This is a genomic window from Nonomuraea lactucae (assembly GCF_003313395.1).
Lineage (GTDB): Bacteria > Actinomycetota > Actinomycetes > Streptosporangiales > Streptosporangiaceae > Nonomuraea > Nonomuraea lactucae.
Genome location: NZ_QNFZ01000274.1, coordinates 1 through 25874 on the forward strand (window position 1 = coordinate 1; position 25874 = coordinate 25874).

The following is a 25874-nucleotide window of genomic DNA, read 5'->3' on the forward strand; positions in this document are numbered from 1 at the left end:
CGCCCCGCCGGCACCCGCCGCGCGCCTGCTCTCGCCACCCGGCGGCGCGGGCGAGCGGAAGCCTCCGCCCCCGATCGGGTCGGAGGCTTCCGCGTACGTGGCCCCGTTTCTGGGGGCCCGGTGCCGGGGCCGCCGAGACGCTGGACCCGGCACCGGGCTGCTCGCGTGCGCCCGCGGCGTACCCTCCAGGCGAAGGGTCGCCGGGCGCTAGGGGGAGGCGGGGCCGGTATTGCCGTCCGCGCTCTCCTGGTCGTCCGCCTTGCTCTCCTGGTCCCGGAGCTGCTCGCGCAGGGCAGCCGGGTCGTCCGCGTCGATGGTCATCGCGCATCCGGCATCGCGCTGCGCGTCGCTGAGCGGATGGTGGCGCGTCGCCCACCAGCGGCCCGCGTCGCTTCGCCAGATGGTCCACTGGGGAAACTCCCGGGCGATGTCGGCGAGGTGCCGGTCAAAGGACATCTGCTCATCCTTCCGGGGCCCCAGGCGAGGTGCCATCTCCTTTGAAGGGTGCGGCACATCTCTAGAGAAATCTATGATCGCCGCGGACAGGTCCATCTATCGCTTGACAACAGAACTTGACCTAGGCGTCGAAGTCGTACTGGAGTACGTAGGCCGCGGAGTCCAGCACCATCTCGTTGTGCTCCACGGGCGAGCCGGGCGAGGTGTAGGCGGTGCGCGCGATCACGATCACCGGTGTGCCGCCAGGCAGGCCGAGGAACTCCGTCTCCCGCGGCGCCGGCATCCGGGCCCGCACCTCCTCGGTGAAGTGCGCGGGCGCGAGCCCGAGGTCGGCCAGCCTGGCGTACACGCCGCCGGGGCCGGTGTCGGGCAGGGTCACGGGGCTGCCCTCGACCAGCTGGGCGGGGAAATAGGAGGTCGCGAGCTGCACCGGGCGCCCGTCGACCGAGTAGCGGCGCCGCCGCACCCACGCGTCGGGCCCGCCCAGGATCCTCGCCACCTCCTCGGGCGCCTGTTCTCGCACCACCTCGACCTCGTCAACGGTGAACGGGCGGCCTCGCGTGTCGGCGTCCCAGATGGCGCGTCCCTCACCCCACTGCTCCCGGGACAGGCGGCGGGAGCCGTGCCTGCGTATCGGCTTGAACGACCGTACGTAGACGCCCGACCCTCTCTTGGGCACGGCGAGGCCCTCGTTGATGAGGACGGCGAGCGCCTGCCTGGCCGTGGCGCGGGCGATCGAGTAGTCGGCCATGAGCGCGTTCTCGCCGGGAAGCCGGTCCCCGTCGCGCAGTTCGCCGGAGAGGATCCGGGCGCGGAGGCCGTCGGCGATGCGTCGATAGATCGGGAGATCGTGGGGAACCGGGGATTCAGACACGTTTGACCACCCTCTGTCACCAACCGGGTTTGGCGTCTCCAGAGAACTTGCCCCGTCTTGTCCACGATCGCACAGATACGGAGGTTGGTCCCGAGCTTCTTTTGAGCGAATCGTGCCCATGTGGTGAACTGCGGCGACGTTTCGCCAGACCGTTAACATAGATGAGTTTGGACCGTTACCGGTCTGGCCCACCATCGGCGAGTGACCAGCGCGGCAAGCACGGCCCCCAGGGTGTTCACGATCACGTCGTCGATCGAGGAGAAGCGGCTCAGCCGCAGGGCGTACTGGAGGGCCTCGACCGCCGCCGACGCGACGGCCGCGACGGCCGCCACGCGGGCCGGGGAGGCGAAGCGGGCGCTGCGCACCGGCAGCAGCGCGCCCAGCGCGGCGAAGACCAGGAGATTGCCCCCCACCTGCACCGACACGGTTTCCCATGGCGCGCCGATGAGCGTGGTGAGGTCTGTGAACGGGACGAGGCTGACTCCTGTCTGACCACTGGCCGGGGTGAGGATCATCCACACCCACGGCAGCGTGCCGGCCGCGATGCCGACGTCGGCCAGGGCGGTGCGCCCAGGCGCGGGGTGCCCGGCGCGGGCGCGGAGACGGGCGAGGAGGAACATCGCCGCCACCGCCAGGGGAAGCGCCAAAACCCCAGCGATGACGACATTTCCCCACAGCTCCCAAGTTCGCGTCACCGGACCATGATGGCGGCGGGCCGGGGATACAGGAAGGTGGCGTCCAGGACAGGCCGGTTCACCGGGCGGGCAGGTGTTCCTCCAGGAACGCGATCGCGATCGTCCAGGCGCGCTCGGCCGCCTCCGGGTGGTGGAACATCGGCGCCTCGCTGTTGTGGAAGGCGTGCCCGGCCTCCTCGGCGACGTACACGCGAACGTTCGTCCGCCCCGCCGCGGCGCTCTCCACCGCCGCCACCCGGTCGCGCGGAATGTACGGATCGCTGCCCCCGAACACCAGCAGCAACGGCGACTCGATGCGCTCCACCAGGCCCGCCGCCTCCGGAACGGAGGAGCCGTAGAAGGACAGCACGGCGTCGAGCCGTGTCTGGGTCGCCAGCATGAAGGCCACCGAGCCGCCGAGGCAGAACCCGAGCGCCCCCGGCCCGCCGGTCACCTCGGGCAGCTCCCCCAGATGGGCGAGGGTGAGCGCGCAGTCGGCGACCCCCTGCGGCAGGTCGAAGCCGCTCGCGAGCTCGATCGCCGCCGCCGTGCCCTCCGGGGTGTGCTCGCCGACCCAGCCGGGCCGCAGTCGCCAGAACAGGTCGGGCGCGGCCACCACGTAGCCGCGCGCCGCGAGGTCCTCGGCGACCTTGGTGATGTACGGCCCGACGCCGTAGATCTCCTGGATGAGCAAGATGCCCGGACCGCTGCCGCTGCCGGGCAGCCAGAGGTGGACGTCGAAGGAGCCGTCGTGTGCGGTGACCCGGTCGATGCGCTTGTGCATGGTGTCCAGGATGGCGGGCCGGGCACGGGGTCGTCGTCTCGGGCCCCTGCCGTTCGCCACCCCGGCAGGTGGGGAACGGGGAGACTGTGGTCTGACCGGATCCGACGATCACGATCGAGCTGGAGTGGCCCGATGAACGATGAATGGTCCCAGGCAGTCAACACCCTCGGTCAGGCGGCCGACCGGCTGGCCGAGGCCGCCCGCTCCGGCAAGCCCTGTCCCCCGGTCCGTGACCTGATCAGCACGCCGCGCGACGCGTACGCCGTGCAGGAGACCAACAACCGGCGCGCTCTGGAGGAGGGCCGCCGGCCGGTCGGCCGGAAGATCGGCGTCACCAACGCGCTCATCCAGCGGCAGCTCGGCATCGACGAGCCGGACTTCGGCACGCTCTTCGCCGACATGGCCTTCCTGGACGGGCTGCCCGTGCCGGTGGAGCGGTTCATCCAGCCGCGCGCCGAGGCCGAGGTCGCGCTGGTGCTGGGCCGTGACCTGGTGGGCGGGCCGTTCACGGCGGCGGAAGTGATCAGGGCGGTGGAGTTCGCGCTGCCCGCGATCGAGATCGCCGACTCGCGCGTCGCGGACTGGGACATCTCGCTGGTGGACACGATCGCTGACAACGCCTCCAGCGGCGCCTTCGTGCTGGGCAACACCCCCGTCCCGCTGGCCGGGCTCGACCTGAGGCAGAGCGCGATGACGATGACGAGGGGCGGTCGGGAGGTCTCCGCGGGTTCGGGGGCGGCCTGCATGGGGCATCCGCTCAACGCCGCCGTCTGGCTGGCCGGGGCGCTGGGCCGTACCGAGCGCCCGCTGCGGGCCGGGGAGGTGGTGCTGACCGGTGCGCTCGGGCCGGTCGTGCCGGTCGAGCCCGGCGACGAGTTCGAGGCGCGCATCGACGGCCTGGGGTCGGTGCGCGCGGTGTTCTCGGGGTGAACGAGACTGTGCTGACAGGGCTCCGGCTCCCGCCGCGACGGGCCCGTGGGTGCCGAGGCCGGAAGGAGTCACGGGGTGCCGGATCGAGATCACTGCCTGGCCCTGGACGCCGCTGATCCGCTGCGGGAGTTCAGGGACGAGTTCGTGCTGCCCGACGGGGTCGTCTACCTCGTGGGCAACTCCCTGGGCGCGCCGCCCCGCCGTACCTCCGAGAGGATGCGCCGGGCGGTCGAGGACGAGTGGGGGCGACTGCTGGTCGGCGGCTGGAACCACGCCGGCTGGTACGCGCAGCCGCTCACCCTCGGCGACCGGCTGGCTCCGCTCATCGGCGCCGGTCCGGGTCAGGTCGTGGTCGGCAACACCACCTCGATCGCGATCTACCAGGCCGTGTCGGCGGCCCTGCGGCTGCGGCCCGAGCGGCGGGTGATCGTCTCTGACGCCACGAACTTCCCCACCGACCACTACATGGTGCAGGGGCTCGCCAGGATGCTGGGCGGCCATGAGGTGCGCGACCTGGCGGAGGGCCGGTTCGACGGCGCGGCCGTGGTGCTGCTGTCCGAGGTCGACTACCGTACGGGCGCGCGGCAGGACGTGCCCGCGGTCACGGCGCGGGCGCACGCGGCGGGCGCGCTGATCGTCTGGGACCTGTGCCACAGCGTGGGCGCTTTGGAGGTGGACGTCTCCGCGGCCGACTTCGCGGTGGGCTGCACCTACAAGTACCTCAACGGCGGCCCCGGCTCGCCCGCCTTCCTCTACGTCAACCCGCGCCACCAGGGTGCGGCCGAGAACGCGCTGTCCGGCTGGAACGGCCACGCCGAGCCGTTCGCGTTCGAGCCGGAATTCCGCCCGGCCGAGGGGATCAGGCGGTTCGCGGTGGGCACCCCGCACGTGCTGTCGTCCGCGGCCCTGGACGCGGCGCTGGACGTGTGGGAGCGGGTGCCGATGGACCAGGTGCGGGCCAAGAGCGTGGCGCTGACCTCGCTCTTCATCGACCTGGTCGGCGACCGCCTGGACGTCGCCTCACCGCGCGACCCCGACAGGCGTGGCAGCCAGGTCAGCCTGCGCCACCCCGACGGCTACCCGGTGATGCGGGCGCTGATCGACAACGGCGTGCACGGCGACTTCCGGGCGCCCGACATCCTCCGTTTCGGCTTCGCTCCGCTCTACACACGCTACGTGGACGTCCACGACGCCGCCGCCACGCTGGCCAGGGTGCTGGACAAGGAGCTCTGGCGCGACGAGAGATACTCCCAGCGGCTGCCGGTCACCTGATCGGCTAGGACCGTTCGTCGAGGAGCTTGACGGCACGCTTGGGGGCGATCGCCCGATAGCTCTCCTCCACCCAGTCGAGCAGCACCTCGGTCTCCGGCAGCGCCGCCAGGAACGGCACCGTCACCCAGCCGGCCCGGCCCAGCCCGTAGCCGGTCGGCGCCGCCCCCTCGACGGTCAGCGCGTGCCCGTGCGCCTCCGACAGCAGCTTGACGCTGAACATCGGGTCCCACTTCTCGGATGGCTCGTCCATGCCGAGGAAGAGGAACACCTTCTTGTTCACCTTGATGACGCTCTCGCCCCACGGGTGGTCCTCGTGGGTCTCGGGGAGCCCGAGCGCGAACGCCCGCAGCTCCTCGCGTATGTCGTGCCAGTCGCTCATGCCACTCCTCGGAACTCGGCGAGCTTGCTGTCGATCGTGCCTCTGACCTGGTCGCGGGCCTCCATGCGGGGGACGCCGGACATCAGCAGGCCGTCGTAGTCGGTGTCCAGGTGGCGGATCGACGCCACGACGGCCAGCGTGATCGCGTTCTCGTCGAGCGCCCTGGCGGCCGCCGAGCGGCCCACCCGGCCGCTGCCGCGCTGCCCGGCGTGGGCGGCGATCTCCCTGGCCCGCTCCGCCGGGCAGCGGGGGAAGAGCCTGGAGATCTCGGCCGCCATCCGTTCCTGGAACTCGACGTCCTGCTCGGCCCGGCGCTCCCGGTCGCGCTCCCGGCGGCGCAGCCGTACCTCTTCGTCGGCCAGGCAGCGCTCCTCGGCCAGCGACAGCGCCCGCTCCTCCACCAGCAGGCCGTGCCGCTGGTAGACCTTGCGGCGGCGGTCGTACTGGACGACCACGGCGGCGAGGCCGCTCTCCTGCTTGGCCCGGCGGCTCAGGGCCGCGTTGCCCGACGGCAGGAACACCAGGTGGTCCATGTCCGCGCAGGTGAGGCAGTGCGGCCGGTCCTCCTCCATGATCAGGTAGGGGCCGGTGTCCGCGCACGTGGCGCACGTCCAGGGGCCCAGCGGGGCCACGACCACCAGGTCCGGGGCCTTGCTCTGGCGTTCGGTGAGCCGGCGCGCCCGTGCCTCGCTCAGGTCGGGGGAGAGCCAGTGGATGCGGAACGCCTCCTGCGGGTGGGCGGCGGTGAAACGCAGCTCGCGCCGGTCGCGGCTGCCCGCGACGTACGGCGTGTCGACCGGCCGCAGCCCCTTGGCCTCGGCCCAGTCCCGCAGCAGAGCGGCCGCCTGGAGCAGGCGGTCGTCGTCCACCGCCGCCAGCTCGGCCAGCGCGCCGGCCCGGCCCTGCCGCCAGGTGTCGACATGCCGGGAGTGCAGCCAGCGCAGCCCGGTGACCACGTCGATGAACGTCACGTACTTCTGGTTGGCCAGCGCGATCTCGGCCGCGTCGGCGACCCTGCGCGCCAGGTTCGGCTTGCTCACCTGCCCCAGTGTGCCGGAGTCCGCGCGCACCGGAACGGCCTTGGCGCACGAGGAACGCCAAGGCCGCCGGGCCGGTGGATCAGCCGCAGTGTTCGAACGGGCTGGTGTAGGTCGCCGAGCCGGCCGAGCCGCCCCACTTCACGCACTTGCCGGGCGCCCTGGCGATGACGGGGCCCGCGTAGTAGTCGAAGCTGCCGGAGTCGGACTTCCTGGCGCTGCCCCGCACCTCCAGGAAGGCGCCGGCCGCGCTCGCCCTGCCGAGCGAGGTCTTCTTGATCGTCGCCACGCAGTTGTTCCCGCTGGCCGAGCTGTAGAGCAGGTAGACCGTGCCCGCGGTGCCCAGGGCCTGGGAGTCGACGACCTGGTAGCCGGCGCCGCAGACCTTCTCGGGGGTGTGCGGGTTGGTCGTGCCGCCGCCGGTCACGTAGCCCATGTACTTGGTCCAGTTCCAGTGGGGACCCGGGTCTGTGTGGTCCGAGCCGGGCACTCCGGAATGGGCGACGATGTGCGTCCGGTCCTTCGGGATGCCGTACCTGTCGGCGATGTTGCGGGTCAGCGCCGCGGAGGCGCGATACATCTGGTCGGTGAACCACGAGGCGTTGCTGACGTAGCCCTCGTGCTCGATGCCGACCGACCGCCTGTTCCAGCTTCCCGCGTGCCAGGCCCGGTTCTTCTCGCGCACCATCTGCGTGATCTGCCCGTCGGAGGAGCGCACCACGTAATGCGCCGACACCTTGGCCGACGGGTTCTGGAACCACGAGATCGTGCCCGCGTACGAGCCCTGGGTCACGTGGATGACGATCCGGTCGATCCTGTCGCCGGCCGGCCGGTTGGAGACGGCGTAGTTGGCGGGACTGGCCGCCTTCCACAGCGCGCCCGGGTAGTCGGTGGCCGCGGCGAGCGTGCGGGGCTCCGCGTCGGCGTACCTGCCGAGGTCCGGCTCCACGGCCCGCGGGGCGGTCTGCACACCGGCCGCGTCGACGCCGGAGGCCAGGACCTCGTAGACGGCGTCGGCGTAGAGCTTGGCCGTGCTCTCGTCCAGGGCGTCGCCGTACGCGGCGACGGCCTCGTACCACTTGGCGGCGTCCTTGCGCGCGGTCGCGTCCAGGCCGAGCGAGTCGGCCCTGGCGCGCAGGACGGCGGCGCCGCCCAGCACGTTGGCCGTGTCGTCGGTCCTGAGCTGCGAGGCCGGCCGCGAGGTGAGCTTGGCGGCCTCTTCGAGGGTGCGCGTCCTGGGGTTGCTCACCAGGTGCATCACGCCGTGGCCGCCACTGGCGCTCGGCTCGCCCCGGTGCCCGTCGAGGTGGGTCTCGGCGTAGCCGAGCGCGACCAGCAGGTCATGCGGCACGTCGTACGTGGTGGCCGCCTTGGTGAACGCCTCGGCCAGGGGAGCCGGGGCCGTGGCCGTTGAGGGGGTGGCGGCGTAGGCCGTCTGCTGGCCGGACACGGCGATCAGTCCGGCGAGTGCGAGGGTTCTGAGTTTCATGATCCGCAATGCTCGAAGGGACTGGTGTAGGAGCTCGCGCCGGCCTTGCCACCCCACTTGACGCACCTGCCGGGGGCCTTGGCGGTGACGGGGCCGGCGTAGTAGCCGTAGTTGCCGGAGTCGGTCTTCCTGGCGCTGCCCCGCACCTCCAGGAAGGCGGTGGTGGCGGTGTTCGTGCCGAGCGACCTGGCCTTGATCGTGGTCACGCAGTTGTAGCCGGTGGCGTTGTTGTAGAGCAGGTAGACGCGGCCGTCACTGCCCAGCGCCTGCGAGTCGACCACCCCGTAGCCGGAGCCGCAGACCTCCTGGGGGGTGTGCGGGTTGGTCGGCGTGCCGCCACCGCCGCACTTGTTCCTGGAGGTCACGTTCGCGGCCGGGTAGGGGAAGGGCCTGCCGTCGAAGACCGCCCGCTGGATGTTGGAGGGGTAGCCACTGCCCTTGCGGATCTCGAAGTGCAGGTGGGGCGAGATGTTGTTGCCCGGCTTGCTGGTCTTGCCGACGGTGCCGATCTTCTGGCCCTGCGACACCGACTGACCGGCGGAGACCGAGCGGGCGTTCAGGTGGGCGTAGTACGTGGCGTAGCCGCCCCCGTGGTCGATCTTGACCAGGTTGCCGAAGCGGTTGATCGAGCCCTGGTGCGCGGAGATCGTGACCGTGCCCGCGGCGGCGGCGACGACCGTGTCACCCAGATCCGCGCCCGGAGTGCTGCCCCGGTTGAAGTCGATCTCGTGCGCCCGGTGGGCGCTGCTGGCGCTGTTGTTGCCGTTCCAGGTCTGACCACAGGGGAACGGCAGTTGGAAGTTCGGAGCGGCCAGGAGCCGAGCGTCCGGCGACGCCGTCCCCGTGGGCGTCGGCGTCGCCGTGGGCGTCGGGGCGGGCGTGGGGTCGGCGACCGCGGCGGTGGCGGTACCCAGGCTGAATAAGAGCGCGCAACCCGCTATCAGTGCTCCATTGAGCTTCATGTGGTGACCCTTTCCCGTGGGATCTCTGAGACCAGGGTCGGCATATGGTGCACAAGAAACGTCCAGACCCGGTACAAAGAGCTGTCAGCCTCCAAAAGGAGCAGATGCGGCTATGACGGTCACTTTTCATGTGCTCGGGCCGCTGGAAGTCCGGTCGTCGGGGCAGCCCGTCCGGATCTCCGGCAGGAAACCCCGCCTGTTGCTGGCCACGTTGCTGCTGGACACGGGCCGTCTGGTCGGCGCCGACCAGCTCGTCGAGGTGCTCTGGCCGGAGCGCCCACCCCCCTCGGCGCAGGCCAACCTCCGCACCTACGTGAGCTCGCTCAGATCCGACCTGGCCAGGGCCGCTGAGCCGGCCGGCGGATTCCTCCGCGGGGAGGGCTGCGGCTACGCGATCGACGTACCGGACGGCGCGCTGGACCTGCTCGCGTTCGAGGAACTGGTCGGCCAGGCCCGCTTCGCCGAGGCCCTCGCGCTCTGGCGCGGCTCCCCGCTGGCCGACCTGCCCGGCAGCCCGCAGTGGGACCGCCGCCTCGAACCCCTCCACGAGATCCGCCTGCGTGCCGCCGAGGAGCTGATCAGCCGGCGGATGGAGCAGGGCGACCACAGCGGCGCGATCACCGGGCTGCGCGGGCTGCTGGCCGAGCACCCCTACCGCGAGGACCTGTGGGAACGGCTGGTGGTGGCCCTGCACCGCGGCGGCAGGAAGGCCGAGGCGCTGCGGGCCTACGCCACGATCAGGGAGCAGCTCGTCGATGAGCTGGGCGTGGAGCCGGGATCCGGGTTGCGCGCGACCTACGAGTCGATCCTCGCCGACGAGGCGCCGCCCGCCACCCCTCGGCAGCTCCCGCCCGACCTGCCCGACTTCACCGGCCGGGGCTACGACCTCGCCCTGCTGGCCAAGCCGTTCCAGGTGGCCGTCGTCTCAGGGCCGCCGGGGACGGGCAAGTCGGCGCTGGCCGTACACGCCGGGCACGCGCTCCGCGAGAGGTTCCCCGAAGGGCAGCTCTACCTGGACCTCGACGGCAGGGAACCGGGCGACGTCCTCGCCGAGGCGCTCAGGGCGCTAGGCGTCGAGACGCCGCCGCCCACGCCGCGCGAGCGGTCGGCGCTGTTCCGGTCGCTGCTGGCCGAACGGCCCATGCTCGTCCTGCTGGACGACGCCCTCGACGCCGCGCAGGTGCGCCCCCTGCTGCCCGGCAACGCCAGCGCGGCCATCGTCACCAGCCGGCGCCGGATCACCCAGCTTCCCGGGGCGCTGCACATCCACCTCGGCGCGCTACCCGCCTGTGACGCCATGCAGCTGCTCTCCAGGATGATCGGCGCGGACAGGGTGGCCCGCGAGCAGGAGGACGCCCTGGCCATCGTCGAGGCGTGCGGGAGGCTGCCGCTCGCCGTCAGGAGCGCCGGAGCGCGCCTGGCCGGGCGGCCCGGCTGGTCGCTCGCGGTGCTCAGGCAGCGGCTGGAGGACGACCGGCTCAACGAGCTCGCCGACGTGCGCGACAGCCTCGACCGCAGCTACCGCCACCTCAGCGACGAGGCCGCCCGCACGCTCGGCACGTTCGGCCAGCTCGGCGGGCTCGCCCAGCCCGGCTGGGTGGTCGACGCCGCGCTCGACCGCCACCGCGCCCACGAGGTGACCGACCACCTGGTGGACGTCAACCTGCTGGAACTGGTCGGCACCGACCCGGTCGGCCAGCCGCGCTACCGCGTGCCCGACCTGATCCGCCGCCACGCGCTCGAACGCCGTCCCGACCGCGACGGGCTCGCCAGGGTGCTGGCCGCGTGGACCGCGACCACCGAACACGCCATGGGCAGGCTGCCCACCACCGTCTTCAGCCTGACCTCGCCGAGCACGCCGCGCTGGCAACTGCCGGAGCAGACCCTGGAACGCCTGACCTCCGATCCGCTCGGCTGGTTCGAGGCCGAGCACGACTCGCTCGTCAGCGCGGTGGGCGTGGCCGCCCAGGCCGGCCTGGCGCAGTCCGCCTGGGGGCTGGCCGCCGCGATGGTCCCGTACCTGGACCTGCACTGCCTGCTGGACACGTGGAAGCGCACCCACGCAGTCGCCCTGGACGCCGCCCGCGCCGCCGGCGACACGTACGGCGAGGCCGCCATGCTCAGGGGTCTCGCCCAGGTCGCCCTCTACCAGGACCGGTACGACGAGTCGGCCGAGGGCTTCCTCCGCGCCCGGCGGCTCTTCCACGAGCTCGGCGACGTCCGGGCCGAGGCGACCTCGATCTGCGGGCTCGGCGCGCTGAGCCAGTTCCGCGGCAGGCACGCCCAGTCGCTCGGCCAGTTCAAGCGCGCCCTGGCCATGTTCCTGGCCGTCGGCGACCCGCAGGGCGAGGCGTTCGCCAGGCAGGCCATCGGGCGGGTCCACCTCAAGGCCGGCGACCACGCCCAGGCCGACGCCTCCCTGCGCCAGGCCATGCGGCTGGCCAGGGAACTGGGAGACGCGCACCGCGAAGGCTGCGTATGCCTGCAGATGGGCCGGCTGCACCGGGCCATGTCCTTCCACCGGCACGCCCTGGACATCTTCGACTCGCTCGGCGACCGGCACTGCGGTGCCTACGCCCTGCAGAGCCTGGCCGGGCTCCAGGTGGCGCGCGGCGAGCTGGCGGGCGCCTCGGCCGGCCTCGAGAAGTCGCTGGTGGTCTTCCAGGAGCTGGGCGACCGGAGCGGTGAGGCCTCGACCACGCAGCTGCTCGGCGAGCTGCACCGCTCCGCGGGCCGTACGGGCCTGGCCCTCGACTACCTCAACCACGCCAGCGTGCTGCGCCGCGCGCTGCCCGTCTGACGCCTGCTCCGGGTGGCCGCCGGGCAGCTCGTCGTGGGGGCGGCGGTCCAGGTGGGGCGTCTGTCACGAGCCGGAGACGATGCGGCGGACCAGGCGCCTGAGCCGCGACCGCGACTCCTGGGAGACGCCCTGCAGGGCGGCGAGCGCCTCCGCCGCGGTCGGCCGCTTGGCGGGGGAGTGGTCGAGCATCCGTCGCACCACGTCGGGGACGTCCGGCCCGTGGGCGTCCGGCCCGGCCGGCAGGTCCCCGGTGAGGAGCTGGTAGGCGATCACTCCGGCCGCGTAGACATCGGAGGCGGTGGTCATCCTGCCGGGCCGGTCGTGGCACTCGGGCGCCACGTAGTGGGCGTCGAGCACGTTGGACAGCTCGTGGGCCACCGTGAAGTTGCGCGGTCCGGGCTTGGCGTAGTCGAACCCGGTCAGCACCGCGTGCCGGTCGTCGGTGACCAGGACGCAGGCCGGGGTGAGGGCGCGGTGGACGACGCCGTGGGCGTGGGCGTGTGACAGCCCGCGCAGCAGGTCCTGGATCACGCCCAGCCGTACGCCCTTGCCCAGGCTCAGGTGGAGCGCCTCCCCGTGCACGTCGTCGAGCACGAGCACGAACCTGCTCTCGTCGTCGATGGCGAAGAAGTCGCGCGAGCGCACCACGCACGGATGCGGCGGGATCCTCGCCAGCGTCTGGTAGGCGTTGGCGATGCGCTGCCGCTCGGCGGCCCGCGACTCCTCGTCGGCCAGCGGGTCGGCCTGGTAGACCCGGAGCAGCACGGTCTCGCTGCCCGGGAGCGTGGCGTTGAAGGCCCGGTATTCGGTCACCCTGGCGTCGCCGCCGAGCTGCTCCTCGACCTCCCAGTTGCCGAACCGGGGCGGTGCGGTGCTGCGCCGTACCGACTGGTTGAGGGCGTCGAGGATCGCTGTCAGGTACGGGCGGATGTCGGGGCTGCACCCGCGCCTGATCCGCGAGACGTCGCTCAGCGTGGCCAGCAGGTGGGGCAGGTCGGTGACGTTGGGCCTGTCGCGCCCCGCCGGATCGACCAGCTCGGCGTCGGGGGCGGTCAGGACCACGAGGTTGTCGACGTAGACCCGCTCCAGCTGGGTGGCCCTCGAGACCAGCAGGCCCTTCAGCGCCTTGGCGGTGCCTCTGAGCTTGGTCACGGGCGACCCGAACGCCTCGCGGCGGGGCGGGAACCAGCGCGCCCCGGACACCTCGATGCGGCCCCTCGTGCCCTTGACGTCCACGACCACCAGGGAGTGGCCGGTGAGCACGAGCAGGTCGACCTCGAACACGTCGTGCCCGCGCGGCACCTCGACGTTGTGGAGCAACAGCCAGCCCTCGGGCGCGTGGTCGCGCAAGTAGGCGATCACCCGCCGCTCGGCGTCGTTGACCGGCCGTCCCCCGCCGACGATCTCTGCCATGCGCATATCCTCGCACGCCCAACACTCGACAGCATGCTGTCGATATGACAGTATATTGTCATGAGCGAGACGACGAAGAAGACGGTCCACGTCGGCATCTACGACACCATGGCCGACTGGGAGGCGGGCCACGCCATCGCCCACCTCCGCAACGGCGCCTTCCGCCGCGAGCCCGGTTTTGAGGTGGTCACGGTCGGGCTGACGGGCGAGCCGATCACCACCATGGGCGGCATGCGCGTCATCCCCGACATCACGCTCGACCAGCTCTCGCCCGAGGGCAGCGAGCTGCTGATCCTGGCCGGCGCGGAGCTGTGGGAGGCGGGCGACGCGCTCGCGCCGTTCGGCCGCGCCGCCCGGGCGTTCCTCGACGCGGGCGTCCCCGTCGCCGCCATCTGCGGCGCGACCGCGGGGCTGGCGCGCGAGGGGCTGCTCAACGATCGCGACCACACCAGCGCGGTGCTGCAGTACCTGGAGACGGTGGAGGGGTACGAGGGCGCCAAGCACTACCTCGACGAGGACGCGGTGACCGGCGGCGACCTGATCACCGCGGGCCCGACGGAGCCGGTGGCGTTCGCCCGCGAGATCTTCGGCCGCCTCGGCGTCTACCGGCCCGAGGTCCTCGAAGCGTGGTTCAGGCTGTTCGCCAAGAGCGACGCCTCGGCCTACGAAGTCCTGATGTCGGCATGAGCGAGTCCGCCGACCTGCTCTCGGCCGGCGCGCTGACCGCGTTCCGGCTGAACGGCCAGTTCCTGGAGGTCGCCGAGAAACTGGCCAGGCCGGCGGGGCTGACCGCGGCCTGGTGGCAGGTGCTCGGCGCGGTCCTGCGCGAGCCCCTGCCGGTCGCCGGCATCGCGCGGGCCATGGGGATGACCCGCCAGGGCGTGCAGCGGGTGGCCGACCTGCTGGTGGAGAAGGGGTTGGCCGAATACCGGCCCAACCCCGCCCACCGCCGCGCCAAGCTCTTGCGGCAGACGGCGGCGGGGCTGGAGGCCATCGGCAGGATCGTTCCTGGGCACCAGGAGTTCGCCGACCGGCTGGTGGAGGAGTTGGGCATGGCCGGGGCCCGCGAGTGCCTGGAGTCCCTCCAGCGGTTGTCGGCGGCGTTGGAGCGCCTGAGCGAGCAGTCGCCGCCACAGCCGTGACCCGCCCCCCGGATCGTCGGGGCGTGACCCGCGTTGGGAAAAAACGCCGGTCCGCCTAGCGGTCCTATCTGAATGCGGCGCCCAAATTTCGGGTGATCATGTTAAAGCGGGGCCCCCGGCCCCCGGTGCCATTCTGTATATGGCGCGAGTTCGCGGCGCGCGAAACCGTGTGCCAAGAAAACGAGGCGGCTCCTTGACTCCGGCGAGGCTTTCTTGGGTTGCGGCTCACGCTGAGTGTTGGGGATCGTTATTGGCGGCACCTCACAGCCCTGCGCAATCGACTATGGCGCGACAAACGAGCGCCGATCAACGGAGGAAAACAAACATGATCCGTCGTATTCTCGTCGGCGCTGCGATCGCGGGCGCCGCGTTCGGCTTCTCGGCCACCGCCGCTTCCGCCGACTCCGCTCCGGTCAACACCGGCAACAGCGTGCTCAGCCAGTGGAGCGTCGCCGACGGGCTGACCGCGCTCAACTACGTCCTGACCGACTCGGTCCACGACGTGCACGTGCTCAACGTCTCGGATGCGCAGGAGCTCGACGTCAGCGTGCTGAACAACTTCTGACATCGACCCGGGCGCGGACGCGGAGTCCTGTCGCCAGCCCTCCGGCCACAAGCCGGCGGCTGCCGGCCGCCATCCCCTTCGCGGACCGGCGCCCAATGTGAGCCCGTGTGCGAACCGGACCGTGGATTCTCGCGAGGCCACGGACGTTCGCCCGGTGCACCGAGCACGATGCGCAGGCGGTCCGGGGCGTTCACCTGCTCAAGCCGAACGCCCCGTACCGCTCGCCACCCCTCCCTTGCCTTTCACCCTCGCGTGTCCGTGACCCCTCGCTTGCCCGCCGCTCCTGGCCTCTCCGCCGTTGCCGGCCTCCGCCGTTCCTGGCCTGTCCGCCGTTCCTGGCGTGTCCGGCCGCTCGCGGTCGGTGCCCGGCCGGATCACGCCCATGAGGTCGGGCCTCTTCAGCGGGTCGAGGCGTACGACCTCCCCGGTGAAGGGAGCCGCGACGACGCGCTCCCCGTCCACGGCCAGCGCCACGTGCTCCGGCCCCGGCCGTTTCGGCTTGCTGTCGTAGAACACCAGGTCACCGGCCCGCACCTGCGCCCTCGGAACGCGGGCGCCAGACCTCCACTGCTCGCGGGTCGTGGGGCCGATCCGCACGCCGGCACGGGCCCACGCGTACTCCGCCAGGCCCGAGCAGTCGAAGCCCTTGGTCTTCCTGCCGCGCCCGATCCCGTAGCTGGGCCCCTCCGGCCCGCCACCGCCCCATGAGTAGGGGATCCCCAGCATCCCCATCGCGGCCTGCGCCGCGACCGCACCGGAGGCCAGGCGCGTCCCCGCGCCCGGTGCGGCGGGCTTCCCGCCCCGAGCGGTCTGGCGCGTCCCCGCGGCTGGTGCGGCTGGTTTTCCCCCGCGAGCGGTCTGGCGGGTCCCGGGGGCTACCGCGGCCGGCTTGGCGCCGCCCGTGGCCTGGAGCTTTCCGACGGCTGTGGTCGCCTTCCCCCCGCCCCTGCGCTTCCTGCTCGCCCTGGTCGAGTGCCCTCTGCCCGCCTTGGGGGAGGGCTCCTTGCCCGCCGTGGAGGCGCACCGGGCGTACGAGGCGGGCGGGACGGTTGTGGCCTGCGCCGGGAGGCATTCCAGGGCGAGCAGCATCGCGCACGATCCGCTCGTCGCCGCCTTCAGGAGAAGCGTCCGTGTTCGGTCCATGGCATGTCCAGCGCTCCCGTTGCGAGAAGTCCAGTCGGAGTATTCCTCCCGCCCTATGGGGATAAAACGCCCTTTAGTCAGGCCGGTAGCGCATATGGCAATAAGCTGAAAAATAGCCGCTGATAGCCCCCGGCCAAGTCTGGAGCATTCAGGACATATCCGGGCAGCGCATCACCGCGAGCCAAGCAATTGAGGCTCGTATTTGACTTCGACTTAGCGAATTTCAGTTGCGACCGACGGCCGTGGCGCGGGATCTTTATTCGGCCTCTCGCAGACCTGTGAGAGCGACTCAGATGAAGCGCAATCCCCTCCGCGCTGATTCCCCAACAAAGGAGAAGTGAAATGATGCGTCGCATTCTCGTCGGTGCAGCCATCGCCGGCTTCGCGTTCGGCTTCTCGGCCACTGCCGCCTCTGCCGACGCCAACCCCGTGCCCGTCAAGAGGACGTCCGACTGCGTCGCCAAGCCCGCCGTCCCCACGGACGTCTGCGCGGTCAAGCCGGTCATCAGCGCGACCAACTGCATCGCCAAGCCGGTCGTCAGCACGACCAACTGCCTCGCCAAGCCCGTCACCACCTCCAACACCACCTCCAACACCACCGCGACCTCCTCCACCGCGACCTCCTCCACCTGGTGCGAGGCCAAGACCGTCATCAGCGCGACCAACTGCGTGCCCAGCGCCAGCGCCCCGCTCACCACCTCCTCCGGCGCCCTCAACACCGGCAACCAGATCGGGAGCCAGTGGACCGCTCTCAGCGGCGCGAGCCTGCTGAACGGCGTGGCCAACAACGCGGTCAAGAACGTCCACGTGCTCAACGTGGACAAGCTGCAGAAGGTGGACGTCACCGCGCTGAACAACACCGGCACCGGCGCCACCGGCCTCACCAGCCTGCCCGCCCCCTGCTGAACTCTCCGTAGACCCGGACGAGCCCTGAAGGCGTGAAGCATCGCGCCCGAGACGGCCCGGAGCGGCGGTACCCGAACGCGGCGGCACCACTTGGATGGCGGCGGTGCCCGCCGGGATCGGGCCGGCGTTCCGCTGGGACAGTGCACTCCCAGCGGATCCGGACCGGCACCGCGCATGCGGCACGGCCAGGGACAGTCAGGGTGTCAGGACAGGCAGGACAGTCAGGACAGGCAGGACAGGCAGGACAGGCAGGACAGGCAGTGAACGGCAGGGCGGGCGACACAGGCAGGGCGGCGGCGACCGGCAGCGTCAGACGTGACCATCCGGAAGCAGCCGTCGCCCGGGTACGACGGCACCACATCCGCCGGCGGCCGTGGGCGTGAGATGGCGACCTCGTCGAGGCGCCTGATGCCAGAGCCGGTGGAGATCACCGTGGGCGTGAGTGCGGCGGCCTGGAGCCGAACCGCGGCGACGAGCACGACGGGGGCGGTGATGATGGTGGCGGCGAGCCGGCCGAGTGGAGACGCCCTGCGAGACCTGCTCCGCCCTGACGGTCGCACAGGGAGTCCGTAAGGGCCGCGGCGCCCGGCCGGGATCGGTGGTCACCCCCGATCCCGGCCGGGCGTTCTGGCGTGTCAGGCGCCGCGGGCACAAGAGCGGGCACAAGAGCGGGCACAGGATCGTGCCACATACCGCACCTTTATCGTGAACATTACTTATGGAAACATGTTTCCGGTAATCTGGTTCGGGGTCGTCATCGTGCGATGACCGTCACCCTCCGTCCGTGGCAGGGGCGCCGATCTCACCGGCGCGACCCCCACAGCAGAGGAGATGGGGGGCGAGGCCGATGGGCGGTGGCGCGGAGACGACCGAGCGCCTGCTCTACGCCGACGGGCTGGTGCGGATCTCCCTCAGGTCAGGCCCGCGGGGCCCGCTGCTCGTCCTCGACGGCGAGATCGACATGACCAACAGCGAGGCGCTGTCCCGGACGCTGGCCGACTGCCGCGTGCGCGGCGGGCAGGTCACTGTCGACACCAGCGGGCTCACCTTCATCGATCTGGCGGGGCTGCGCGCGCTGCTCCACGTCGCGACGCCTGAGCCGCAGCGGTGGGTACGCCTGCGCAACGTCACGCCGTACCAGCGGAGACTGCTGGAACTGCTGGGCTGGTGCTACGAGCCGGACCCGGCCGGGTGATCATGGCGGCGGAGGTGCCCAGGCCGGTCGGCCCGCCCAGGCGGGGTAGCGGCGGCCGGTGGTGGCGGCGCAGGGACGCCTCGTCGTAGCGCCGGCACTCGCGGTGCCACACCAGGATGCCGGACACCCAGTTCTCGAGCTCTTCCACGTAGCCCCGGAGCACCCGCCGGGTCTCCTCGTCGAGGCCGGCGTCGTCGTACAGGGCCGGCAGCTCGTGCTCGGCCACGTGCTGGAACTGCCGCATCCGCGACGTGAGCAGGTCGTTGACGATGGCGAGCGCCGCGGGATAGTCGCAGTCGAAGAAGCTCTGCACGACGAGGACCACGTTGTGGACCTCGCCCTCGAACTCGATCTCCTTCTGGTAGGAGAAGACGTCGTTGAGGAGGGCCGCGTAGTCCATGGCGGAGTTCTCCAGAGACCTCATCGGCCCGCTGTCGTAGATGTGCTGGGGCACCACGTTGCCGTGGCCCAGCCGGCACAGGCTCATCGTCAGCTCGGCGCCGAACGTCATGCGCCGCATCTCGATGTAGTCGACCGGATCGGGGATGTGGTTCGCCGCCTGGTTGGCCAGCTCCCACAGCCAGCTGCCGATCATGTCCTCGATGGTCTTGCGGAACGCCCGCCGCGCGCCGGGCGCCATCGGCCCCGCCGTGCGGGTCCACAGGTCGGCGAGGCCGCGTTCGAGGGCGTTGACCGGCGTGGCGAGGATGTGGCCGTCGATCGGCATGAACGCCGGGAGCCGGTCGACGGCGACCTTGGCCGCGGGGAGGTTGCGGGTGCGGCCGAAGACGACCGGGAAGTAGTCGTCGCCGTAGGTGCCCCAGGCCAGCCAGGCCGACGACAGGTCGAGCTGCTCCGGCGAGGCGTCGGGGTGGATGCCGGCCGCGCACAGGGGGAAGTCGTAGTCGATCAGCTTCTCCTCGTCCCACACCGCCGAGCCGGTGACGCCGGGCTGGGCTTCGAGGATGCCCATCCCGTGGCACCAGACGACGAGGTGGGCGCGGGCCGCGTCGAGATGGGGCGAGAGCTTCGGGGCGAACGGCATGTAGAGGTCGGGGATCAGCGACGGGCCGACGCACTGGTGCGGGACGTGGCTGAAGGAGCGGATCCGCCGCGCGCCGAGCAGCCCGGCGAGCGACGTCGGGCCCAGGCCGCGGCCCTTGGCCGCGCGCTCGTTCATGTAGCGGCTGGAGCGCATGTGCCACTCGTGGCCGCCCGACTGCCAGTCCTGCAGCCCCTTGACGTACGCGAGCACACCCGCGCACGAGAGCGGGTCGAGGGCGTGCTCCACGAAGAGCGGCCCGAGCTCGGTGGCGACGGTGTGCTCGAACTGCTGGAGCCGCGAGGTGAGGAGGTCGTTGACCGAGTCGGCCGCCTCCTGGGTGGTGCAGCCGAGGAAGGTCTCCAGGACCAGCACGCCGTTGCTCAGCTCGCCCTCGTCCTCGACCTCACGCTGGTAGGAGAACAGGTCGTTGCGCAGGTGCACTCCGTCGGAGAACGTGTCGCGCAGCACCCTCATCGGCCGGGAGGCGGCGACGCGCTCGGGCACCTCGGCCCCCACGGCATGCTCGACCAGGGCGGCCGACCACGGCGCCCCGCCGACCTTGCGGCGCATCTCGATGTACTCGACCGGGTTGGGCACCCGGTGCGCGTTGATGTTGGACAGCTCCCAGAGCGACTCGTTCAGCAGGTTTCGGGTGGTCTCGGCGAAGCGCTCGCGCCACTGCGGCGACCTGCTGGGCACGGTGCGGGCCCACAGGTCGGCCAGGCCCGCCTCCACCGGGTTGGCCGGCTCGGGGAAGCCCTCGGACAGGTCCATGGGCATGAACGCCGCCAGCCGCTCCAGGTGGTCGCGCCCGCCCTCCCTGTCGCCGGTCCGCTTGAACAGCTCCAGGAAGTGGTCGTCGAAGAAGAACACCCACACGTACCAGTCGGTGATCAGGGAGAGCCCGGGGCCGTCGCAGTCGGGATGGGTGTAGGCGCACAGCAGGGCGTAGTCGTGCGAGTCGAGGTCGTGCTCGTCCCAGATGCCCGAGCCCTCCAGCATCCCCATCGTGCGCGCCCACTGCCGGGAGTGCCGCCTGGCCTCCTCCACGTGGGGGTTGAGCCGCGCGGGATACGGCAGGTAGAAGTCGGGCAGTTCGAACGGCTGGTCGGTCATGAGGTCGCTCCGATCTCCACGTCTTCGAGCATGCCGAGCGCGTCGGGCACCAGCACGGCGGCCGAGTAGTAGGCGCTGACCAGGTAGGAGGCGATGGCCCGCGCGTCGATGCCCGTGCTGCGTACGCTCAGCCCCGGCTCGCGCTCGCCGGGGACGCCGGTCTGCCGCAGCCCGACCACGCCCTGGTCCTCCTCGCCCGTCCTGAGCACGAGGATCGAGGTCGTGCCCCGCCTGGTGATCGGGATCTTGTCGCACGGCAGGATCGGCACCCCCCGCCAGGCGGGCACCACGCGCCCGCCGACCTCGGCGGGCTCCGAGTAGACGCCCCTACGGGTGCACTCGCGGCCGAACGCGGCGACGGCGCTCGGGTGGGCCAGGAAGTAGCGCGACTTCTTCCGGCGGCAGAGCAGCTCGTCGAGGTCGTCGGGGGTGGGCGGGCCGCCGCGCGTGGCGAAGCGCTGCCGCGGGTCGACGTTGTGCAGCAGCCCGAAGTCGTGGTTGTTGAGCAGCTCGCGCTCCTGCGACTCGCGGACCGCCTCGATCGTCAGCCTGAGCTGCTCCTGGGTCTGGTCCATCGGCTCGCTGAACAGGTCGGCGACCCGGGTGTGGACCCGGAGCACCGCCTGGGAGACGCTCAGGGCGTATTCGCGCGGCCCGAGATCGTAGTCGGCGAACGTGCCGGGCAGCGTCGGCTCGCCCCGATGGCCTGCGGCCAGCTCGATCGCCGCCTCGCCGTGCTTGTTGCGCGGGCGGGCCGGGACCGCCTGGTGGGCGGCCAGGTGCGCCTCCAGCGATGGCGATCTCCCGGCTGCCGTGCGGAACACCCCCCACGGCAGGAGCAGCACCGTGCAGGTGGTGCGGGCCTCAAGGGTGAAGGCCCAGCGCGCGTCCGGCGGGGGCGGGCCGGCTCCGGCGTGGTCGCCGCCGGACGGCGCCGCCCGGACGACGCTGTCGCCGCCGGACAGAATCGTCCGGACGACGCTGTCGCCGTACGCGCCCGGCTGGAGCACGGCGGCCTTGCCGTGCGCGATCAGCAGCAGGCTGTCGGCCGGCTCGCCGGCCCGCACGATCGGCTCGCCGGGCGCGTATTCGCGCTGCTCGAACAGGGCCGCGAGGGTCTCCAGCACGGGCTCGTCGGCGAACCCGCGCAGCGGCGGCAGTGCGGTGAGGGTGGGCGGGACCACCCGGATCCGCGTGCCCGCGGAGGTGAAGGCCACCCGGCCGTCGCCCACCGGATAAGTGAGCCTGCGGTTCACCCGGTAGGTGCCGCCGGGGACGTCCACCCAGGGGAGCACCCGCAGCAGCCAGCGCGGCGTGATCTCCCGCGTCTGCGGGGCCGTCTTGGTCGTCGTGGCGAGCGTGCGCGCCGCCGCGGTGTCCAAGCTCAGCCGCTGATCCCGCTGGTCCCGCTCCGTCAACCGAAACACCACCAATCCCTCGACCGGACGGACTCCGTCAGTTTTCGCGGCCGAGCTCGACGTCCTCGAGCACCGCGAGCGCGTCGGGCACCAGCACGGCCGCCGAGTAGTAGGCGCTGACCAGGTAGGACATGACCGCCTTCTCGTTGATGTTCATGAACCGGACCGACAGGCTCGGCTGGTACTCGTCGGGGAGGCCGGTCTGGTGCAGGCCGACGACGCCCTGGTTGTCCTGGCCGACGCGCATGAGCATGATCGAGCTCGTCCGGGCCCCCGAGACCGGGATCTTGTTGCACGGGAAGATGGGCACGCCCCGCCAGGCCGGCACCCGGTGCCCGTTGACCTCGCTCGACTGCGGGTAGAGGCCCCGCCTGGAGCACTCGCGGCCGAAGGCGGCGATCGTCTGGGGGTGGGCCAGGAAGAAGGCGGGGTCCTTCCACACCTTGGCCAGCAGGTCGTCGAGGTCGTCGGGCGTGGGCGGGCCGGTGCGGGTGCGGATGCGCTGGCTGAAGTCGGCGTTGTGCAGCAGGCCGAACTCGCGGCTGTTGACCAGCTCGTGCTCCTGGCGCTCGCGCAGCGCCTCGATGGTGAGCCGGAGCTGCTGGTCGAGCTGGCTCATCGGCTGGTTGTAGAGGTCGGAGACCCGAGTGTGCACGCGCAGGATCGTCTGCGCCACGCTCAGCTCGTATTCGCGCGGGCTCAGCTCGTAGTCGACGAACGTGCCGGGCAGCGTCGGCTCGCCGCTGTGACCCGACGACATGTCGATCACGGCCTCGCCGTAGTCGTTGCGGGCCCGGGACTCGCAGGCGCGGATCTCCTCCAGGTGCTCGCGCAGCGACTCGGACTGGTCCAGGACCTGGCGGAAGTCGTGCTGCGACAGCGTGAGAACGGTGCACGAGGTCGTGGTCCTGGCGGTGAATCCGTAGCGGTCGGCGCCGGTCAGCAACTGCTCGCCGAGATGGTCGCCGTCGGCCAGCACCCCGAGGCTCTGCTCGTCGCCGTAGGCGCCGTGGCCGGTCTTGACCACCCTGCCGTGCGCGATGAGCACGAGCTGGTCGACCGGGCTGTCCTGGGTGACGATCGGCTGGCCCGGTTCGTACTCGCGCTGGGTGAAGCGCTCGGCAAGCGCCTCCAGCACCTCCATGTCGGCGAAGCCGCGCAGCGGCGGCAGCTCGGTCAGCTCGGCGGGGATGACCCGCACCTCCGCCCCCGTCGTGGTGAACGTGATCCGCCCGTCACCGAGGGTGTAGGTGAGCCGCCGGTTGACCCGGAAGACACCTCCGGAGGTCTGCACCCAGGGCAGCAGCCTGAGCAGCCAGCGGGAGGTGATCTCCTGCATCTGTGGCGGAGTCTTGGTAGTCGTGGCCAGGTTGCGGGCGGCCTCGGTGCTGAGGCTCAGCTGCTGGCCGTTGGGCACGGTCGACTCGGTTGTCTCGGTCATGCTGCACCACCGATCTTCATCTGGGACATGGCAGGAAAAGGCTTGTCGGAACGTTCCAAACAGGCGCCCGCGAGGGCGTGACCCGGCTAGCGGTCGCGGTGGGCGAGCTGCCCGGCGAGGACGGTGAGGGCTTCGCGGACCTCGGGCCTGATGGGCGCCGCCTCGATGGCCGCGACGGACTCGCTGACCCGATCGGCGATCATGTCCTCCACCTCGGCCAGCGCGCCGGTCTCCAGCAGGATCGCGCGCAGCTCGTCGGCCTGCTCCTCGCTCAGCTCGGGATGTCCGTGCCAGGTGCGCAGGTAGGCGCTCTGCGCCGGTGTCGCCCGCTGGACGGCGTGCGCGAACAGCACCGTGTGCTTGCCCTCGCGCAGATCGTCGAGCGCCGACTTGCCGGTCTCGGCCGAGGAGCCGAACGTGCCCAGCACGTCGTCGCGGAGCTGGAACGCCTCGCCGAGCGGCAGGCCGACGCGGGAGTAGGCGTCGAGCAGCTCCGGGCGAGCGCCGGCCAGCGCGCCGCCGATCTGCAGCGGGCGCTCCACGGTGTACTTGGCCGTCTTGTAGCGGATCACCGTGAGCGCCTGCGGCACGGACGCGCCGGAGCGGAGCTGGGCCAGGATGTCGAGGTACTGTCCGCTGATGACCTCGCTGCGCATCGCGTCGAACAGGTGGTGCGCCACGCGCAGCCGGGCGGGCTCCACCCCGCACGACGACAGCAGCGCGTCGGCCCAGGCCAGGCTGAGCGTGCCGAGCAGGATGCCGCCCGCCTGGCCGAACGTCTCGGAGCCGGGCCCGTGGTGCAGCGCGGCCAGCCTGCGGTGCACGGTCGCGTGGCCGCGGCGCAGCTCGCTGCCGTCCATGATGTCGTCGTGGATGAGCAGCCCGGCGTGGCAGAGCTCCAGCGCGGCGGCCGCGCTGATGATCTCGTCGCAGTCGTCGCCGCCGGCCCCGCACCAGCCCCAGTAGCACAGCTGCGGGCGGATCCGCTTGCCGCCGCTCATGATGAAGTCGGTCAGCAACTGGTAGGCGGCCACCACGTCCGGGTCGGACACGGGAGCGCGCCACGAGTCGAGAAAGCCGATCAGGCGCTCGTCGATGCGCGGTCCGACCAGATTGTGCGTGAAGCTCACTGCCATGACCCGGCGCCCCCTCCGACAACGGCTACGTTACGTGAAGTTATTCATTGAACACAGACTGTGTAAAGCCCCTCGTGTCGCTGGAGTTCCGTTTCGCCTCACCCGTCCCGCCGCAGTTCGGGTCCGGAAAGCCGACACGCTGCGTCACATGATTACTCTCCGCAGTCAAAAGGTGTCTACTTGTACTCATACGCTGTGTGCTCAAGACAAGTGGGGATTCCATGTCCATGCGCCGCTCACACCTGAGCCTGCTCCTCGCCGCCCTGGCCGTGACCGCTTCCGCCGGTTGCGGGGGCGGCGCCACCGACACCGCCGCTCCGGAAGCGGCCCCGGCCTCGGCGCCCGCGCCGTCCGCCGCGGCCGTGCAGATGTCCGGCCAGGACCGGACCTGGCTGCGGCGGATCCATGCGGGCGGCATGGCCGAGCTCCAGGTGGCCAGGCTCGCGCAGAGCAACGCCAAGAGCCGGAAGGTCAAGTCGCTGGGCGAGACGCTGCTCACCGAACGCGGGCGGTTCGACGAGGAGCTCCTCCGTTCCGCGGCGAGGTTCGGCGTCACCCTGCCCAGCACCCTGTCGAAGGCGCACCGCAAGCAGGCGGAGGAGCTGGCGGGGGCCGCGGGCCGGAAGTTCGACCGGCGGTTCGTGGCGGAGATGCTGAAGTCCCACAAGAACGCCATCGCCGTCACGAGGCGCGAGATCACGCGGGGCAGCGCCCCAGAGGTCGTGGCGCTTGCCAAGACCGCGCTGCCGTCCCTGCGCAGCCACCTCGGCATGCTGCGCAAGGCCGACTAGCCTGGCCGGCCGTATGGCGTGAGGTCGATGACGCCCGCGCGCCGGGCGTCGCTCCGCGCGCGGGGTTTCGGGCTGCGGAGACCGGGCAGCGGAGCCCCATGAGAGTGATCGTGGTCGGGGCCACCGGCAACGTCGGCACCAGCGTGGTGCGCGCCCTGGAAGCGGACCCGGAGGTGACGTCCATCGTCGGGGTCGCCCGCCGGGTCCCCGGCTGGCAGCCCGGGCGCACCGAGTGGCGGCGGGCCGACGTGGCCACCGACGACCTCGCGCAGGTCTTCGAGGGGGCCGACGCGGTGGTCCACCTGGCCTGGCTGTTCCAGCCGACCAGGGCCGTCACCGTCACCTGGCGGTCCAACGTGCTGGGCAGCATGCGCGTCTTCCGCGCGGCGGCCGAGGCCGGGGTGCCCGCCCTGGTGTACGCCTCCTCGGTGGGGGCGTACTCGCCGGGGCCCAAGGACCGTCCCGTGGACGAGAGCTGGCCGACGCACGGCTGGCCGGGCGCCGCGTACAGCCGGGAGAAGGCCTACGTCGAACGGGTGCTGGACGTCTTCGAGCACGACCACCCCGACATCCGCGTGGTGCGCATGCGACCGGGCTTCGTCTTCAAGCGGGAGGCCGCCTCCGAGCAGCGGCGGCTGTTCGGCGGCCCGTTCGTGCCGCGGCGGCTGCTGCGGCCGGGGCGGATCCCGTTCGTGCCTGACATCCCCGGGCTGCGCTTCCAGGCGCTGCACGCCGACGACGCCGGCGAGGCGTACCGGCTGGCGGTGAGCAGGCCGGTCACCGGGGCGTTCAACCTGGCCGCCGATCCGGTGCTCGACCCGGAGTCCCTGGCCCGGCTGCTCGGCGCGAGGACGGTGGCGCTCTCGCCGCGGCTGGCCCGCGGCGCCATGGCCGCCGGCTGGCACC

24 protein-coding genes are annotated in these 25874 nt (G+C 71.7%); 10 read left to right on the plus strand and 14 right to left on the minus strand.

Features of this window, described 5'->3' with window-relative positions:
- Window positions 1–207 precede the first annotated feature (207 nt).
- The 4 genes from DQW85_RS18160 to DQW85_RS18175 form a co-directional block, all read right to left on the minus strand.
- The gene (locus DQW85_RS18160; protein ID WP_113701487.1) at window positions 208–456 is read right to left on the minus strand and encodes a hypothetical protein; all 249 of its coding nucleotides are present in this window, start codon (window positions 454–456) and stop codon (window positions 208–210) included.
- A 121-nt stretch (window positions 457–577) separates the two neighbouring features.
- The gene (locus DQW85_RS18165) at window positions 578–1330 is read right to left on the minus strand and encodes a GntR family transcriptional regulator (protein ID WP_240197258.1); all 753 of its coding nucleotides are present in this window, start codon (window positions 1328–1330) and stop codon (window positions 578–580) included.
- A 152-nt stretch (window positions 1331–1482) separates the two neighbouring features.
- Window positions 1483–2025 carry a VanZ family protein gene (locus DQW85_RS18170; RefSeq protein WP_205315213.1) on the minus strand — a complete coding sequence of 181 codons (543 nt, stop codon included), beginning with the start codon at window positions 2023–2025 and terminating at the stop codon, window positions 1483–1485.
- Window positions 2026–2083: 58 nt separating this feature from the next.
- Window positions 2084–2788 (minus strand): dienelactone hydrolase family protein, encoded by a 705-nt coding sequence (locus DQW85_RS18175; protein ID WP_113701489.1) that lies wholly within the window; start codon window positions 2786–2788, stop codon window positions 2084–2086.
- 132 nt (window positions 2789–2920) lie between these two features.
- Between DQW85_RS18175 and DQW85_RS18180 the strand changes: the two genes are divergently transcribed.
- Entirely contained in the window at window positions 2921–3718 is a 798-nt protein-coding gene (locus DQW85_RS18180; RefSeq protein ID WP_113701490.1) for a 2-keto-4-pentenoate hydratase, read from the plus strand.
- Window positions 3719–3793: 75 nt separating this feature from the next.
- Window positions 3794–4990: a kynureninase gene (gene kynU, locus DQW85_RS18185; protein ID WP_113701491.1), complete on the plus strand. Its 1197-nt coding sequence runs from the start codon at window positions 3794–3796 to the stop codon at window positions 4988–4990.
- A 4-nt stretch (window positions 4991–4994) separates the two neighbouring features.
- On the opposite strand, the gene DQW85_RS18190 is transcribed toward kynU, so the two are convergent.
- The 4 genes from DQW85_RS18190 to DQW85_RS18205 form a co-directional block, all read right to left on the minus strand.
- Window positions 4995–5369, minus strand: coding sequence for an MmcQ/YjbR family DNA-binding protein (locus DQW85_RS18190; protein ID WP_113701492.1), 375 nt, complete (start codon window positions 5367–5369; stop codon window positions 4995–4997).
- Window positions 5366–6409 (minus strand): DUF2293 domain-containing protein, encoded by a 1044-nt coding sequence (locus tag DQW85_RS18195; protein WP_205315214.1) that lies wholly within the window; start codon window positions 6407–6409, stop codon window positions 5366–5368. Before DQW85_RS18195 ends, DQW85_RS18190 begins: the two co-directional genes overlap by 4 nt.
- A gap of 79 nt (window positions 6410–6488) precedes the next feature.
- The gene (locus tag DQW85_RS18200; protein WP_113701494.1) at window positions 6489–7895 is read right to left on the minus strand and encodes an N-acetylmuramoyl-L-alanine amidase; all 1407 of its coding nucleotides are present in this window, start codon (window positions 7893–7895) and stop codon (window positions 6489–6491) included.
- Window positions 7892–8857, minus strand: a complete 966-nt coding sequence (locus DQW85_RS18205) for a M23 family metallopeptidase (RefSeq protein ID WP_113701495.1) — start codon at window positions 8855–8857, stop codon at window positions 7892–7894. The genes DQW85_RS18200 and DQW85_RS18205 overlap by 4 nt, the downstream gene beginning before the upstream one ends.
- 112 nt (window positions 8858–8969) lie before the next feature.
- On the opposite strand from DQW85_RS18205, the gene DQW85_RS18210 reads away from it, so the two are divergent.
- Window positions 8970–11657 carry an AfsR/SARP family transcriptional regulator gene (locus tag DQW85_RS18210; protein ID WP_113701496.1) on the plus strand — a complete coding sequence of 896 codons (2688 nt, stop codon included), beginning with the start codon at window positions 8970–8972 and terminating at the stop codon, window positions 11655–11657.
- A gap of 63 nt (window positions 11658–11720) precedes the next feature.
- On the opposite strand, the gene mads6 is transcribed toward DQW85_RS18210, so the two are convergent.
- Complete coding sequence (gene mads6, locus DQW85_RS18215) at window positions 11721–13070, minus strand: methylation-associated defense system protein kinase MAD6 (protein ID WP_113701497.1); 1350 nt, start codon at window positions 13068–13070, stop codon at window positions 11721–11723.
- A gap of 60 nt (window positions 13071–13130) precedes the next feature.
- Here mads6 and DQW85_RS18220 point away from each other — a divergent pair, with 60 nt between their 5' ends.
- From DQW85_RS18220 to DQW85_RS18230, 3 genes are all read left to right on the plus strand, one after another.
- Entirely contained in the window at window positions 13131–13757 is a 627-nt protein-coding gene (locus DQW85_RS18220; protein ID WP_113701498.1) for a DJ-1/PfpI family protein, read from the plus strand.
- Window positions 13754–14212, plus strand: a complete 459-nt coding sequence (locus DQW85_RS18225) for a MarR family winged helix-turn-helix transcriptional regulator (RefSeq protein ID WP_113701499.1) — start codon at window positions 13754–13756, stop codon at window positions 14210–14212. Before DQW85_RS18220 ends, DQW85_RS18225 begins: the two co-directional genes overlap by 4 nt.
- 325 nt (window positions 14213–14537) lie before the next feature.
- Entirely contained in the window at window positions 14538–14777 is a 240-nt protein-coding gene (locus tag DQW85_RS18230; protein WP_113701500.1) for a hypothetical protein, read from the plus strand.
- 198 nt (window positions 14778–14975) lie between these two features.
- Here the strand turns inward: DQW85_RS18230 and DQW85_RS18235 are convergent, their stop codons facing one another.
- Complete coding sequence (locus DQW85_RS18235; protein ID WP_113701501.1) at window positions 14976–15920, minus strand: C40 family peptidase; 945 nt, start codon at window positions 15918–15920, stop codon at window positions 14976–14978.
- 342 nt (window positions 15921–16262) lie between these two features.
- Here DQW85_RS18235 and DQW85_RS18240 point away from each other — a divergent pair, with 342 nt between their 5' ends.
- Together DQW85_RS18240 and DQW85_RS18250 are read left to right on the plus strand one after the other, a co-directional pair.
- Window positions 16263–16826 carry a hypothetical protein gene (locus tag DQW85_RS18240; RefSeq protein WP_113701502.1) on the plus strand — a complete coding sequence of 188 codons (564 nt, stop codon included), beginning with the start codon at window positions 16263–16265 and terminating at the stop codon, window positions 16824–16826.
- An 847-nt stretch (window positions 16827–17673) separates the two neighbouring features.
- The gene (locus tag DQW85_RS18250) at window positions 17674–18021 is read left to right on the plus strand and encodes an STAS domain-containing protein (RefSeq protein WP_113701504.1); all 348 of its coding nucleotides are present in this window, start codon (window positions 17674–17676) and stop codon (window positions 18019–18021) included.
- Here DQW85_RS18250 and DQW85_RS18255 read toward each other — a convergent pair.
- The 4 genes from DQW85_RS18255 to DQW85_RS18270 form a co-directional block, all read right to left on the minus strand.
- Entirely contained in the window at window positions 17954–20182 is a 2229-nt protein-coding gene (locus tag DQW85_RS18255; RefSeq protein WP_113701505.1) for a terpene synthase family protein, read from the minus strand. The genes DQW85_RS18250 and DQW85_RS18255 overlap by 68 nt on opposite strands.
- Window positions 20179–21600 carry a family 2B encapsulin nanocompartment shell protein gene (locus DQW85_RS18260; protein ID WP_113701506.1) on the minus strand — a complete coding sequence of 474 codons (1422 nt, stop codon included), beginning with the start codon at window positions 21598–21600 and terminating at the stop codon, window positions 20179–20181. Before DQW85_RS18260 ends, DQW85_RS18255 begins: the two co-directional genes overlap by 4 nt.
- A gap of 37 nt (window positions 21601–21637) precedes the next feature.
- Entirely contained in the window at window positions 21638–23041 is a 1404-nt protein-coding gene (locus DQW85_RS18265; protein ID WP_113701507.1) for a family 2B encapsulin nanocompartment shell protein, read from the minus strand.
- 86 nt (window positions 23042–23127) lie between these two features.
- On the minus strand, window positions 23128–24177 hold the full coding sequence (locus tag DQW85_RS18270; protein ID WP_113701508.1) for a polyprenyl synthetase family protein: 1050 nt from the start codon (window positions 24175–24177) through the stop codon (window positions 23128–23130).
- A gap of 227 nt (window positions 24178–24404) precedes the next feature.
- Between DQW85_RS18270 and DQW85_RS18275 the strand changes: the two genes are divergently transcribed.
- Complete coding sequence (locus tag DQW85_RS18275; RefSeq protein WP_162795088.1) at window positions 24405–24968, plus strand: DUF4142 domain-containing protein; 564 nt, start codon at window positions 24405–24407, stop codon at window positions 24966–24968.
- A 98-nt stretch (window positions 24969–25066) separates the two neighbouring features.
- Window positions 25067–25874: NAD-dependent epimerase/dehydratase family protein (locus DQW85_RS18280; protein ID WP_113701511.1), on the plus strand; the 808-nt coding region annotated here is incomplete at its 3' end.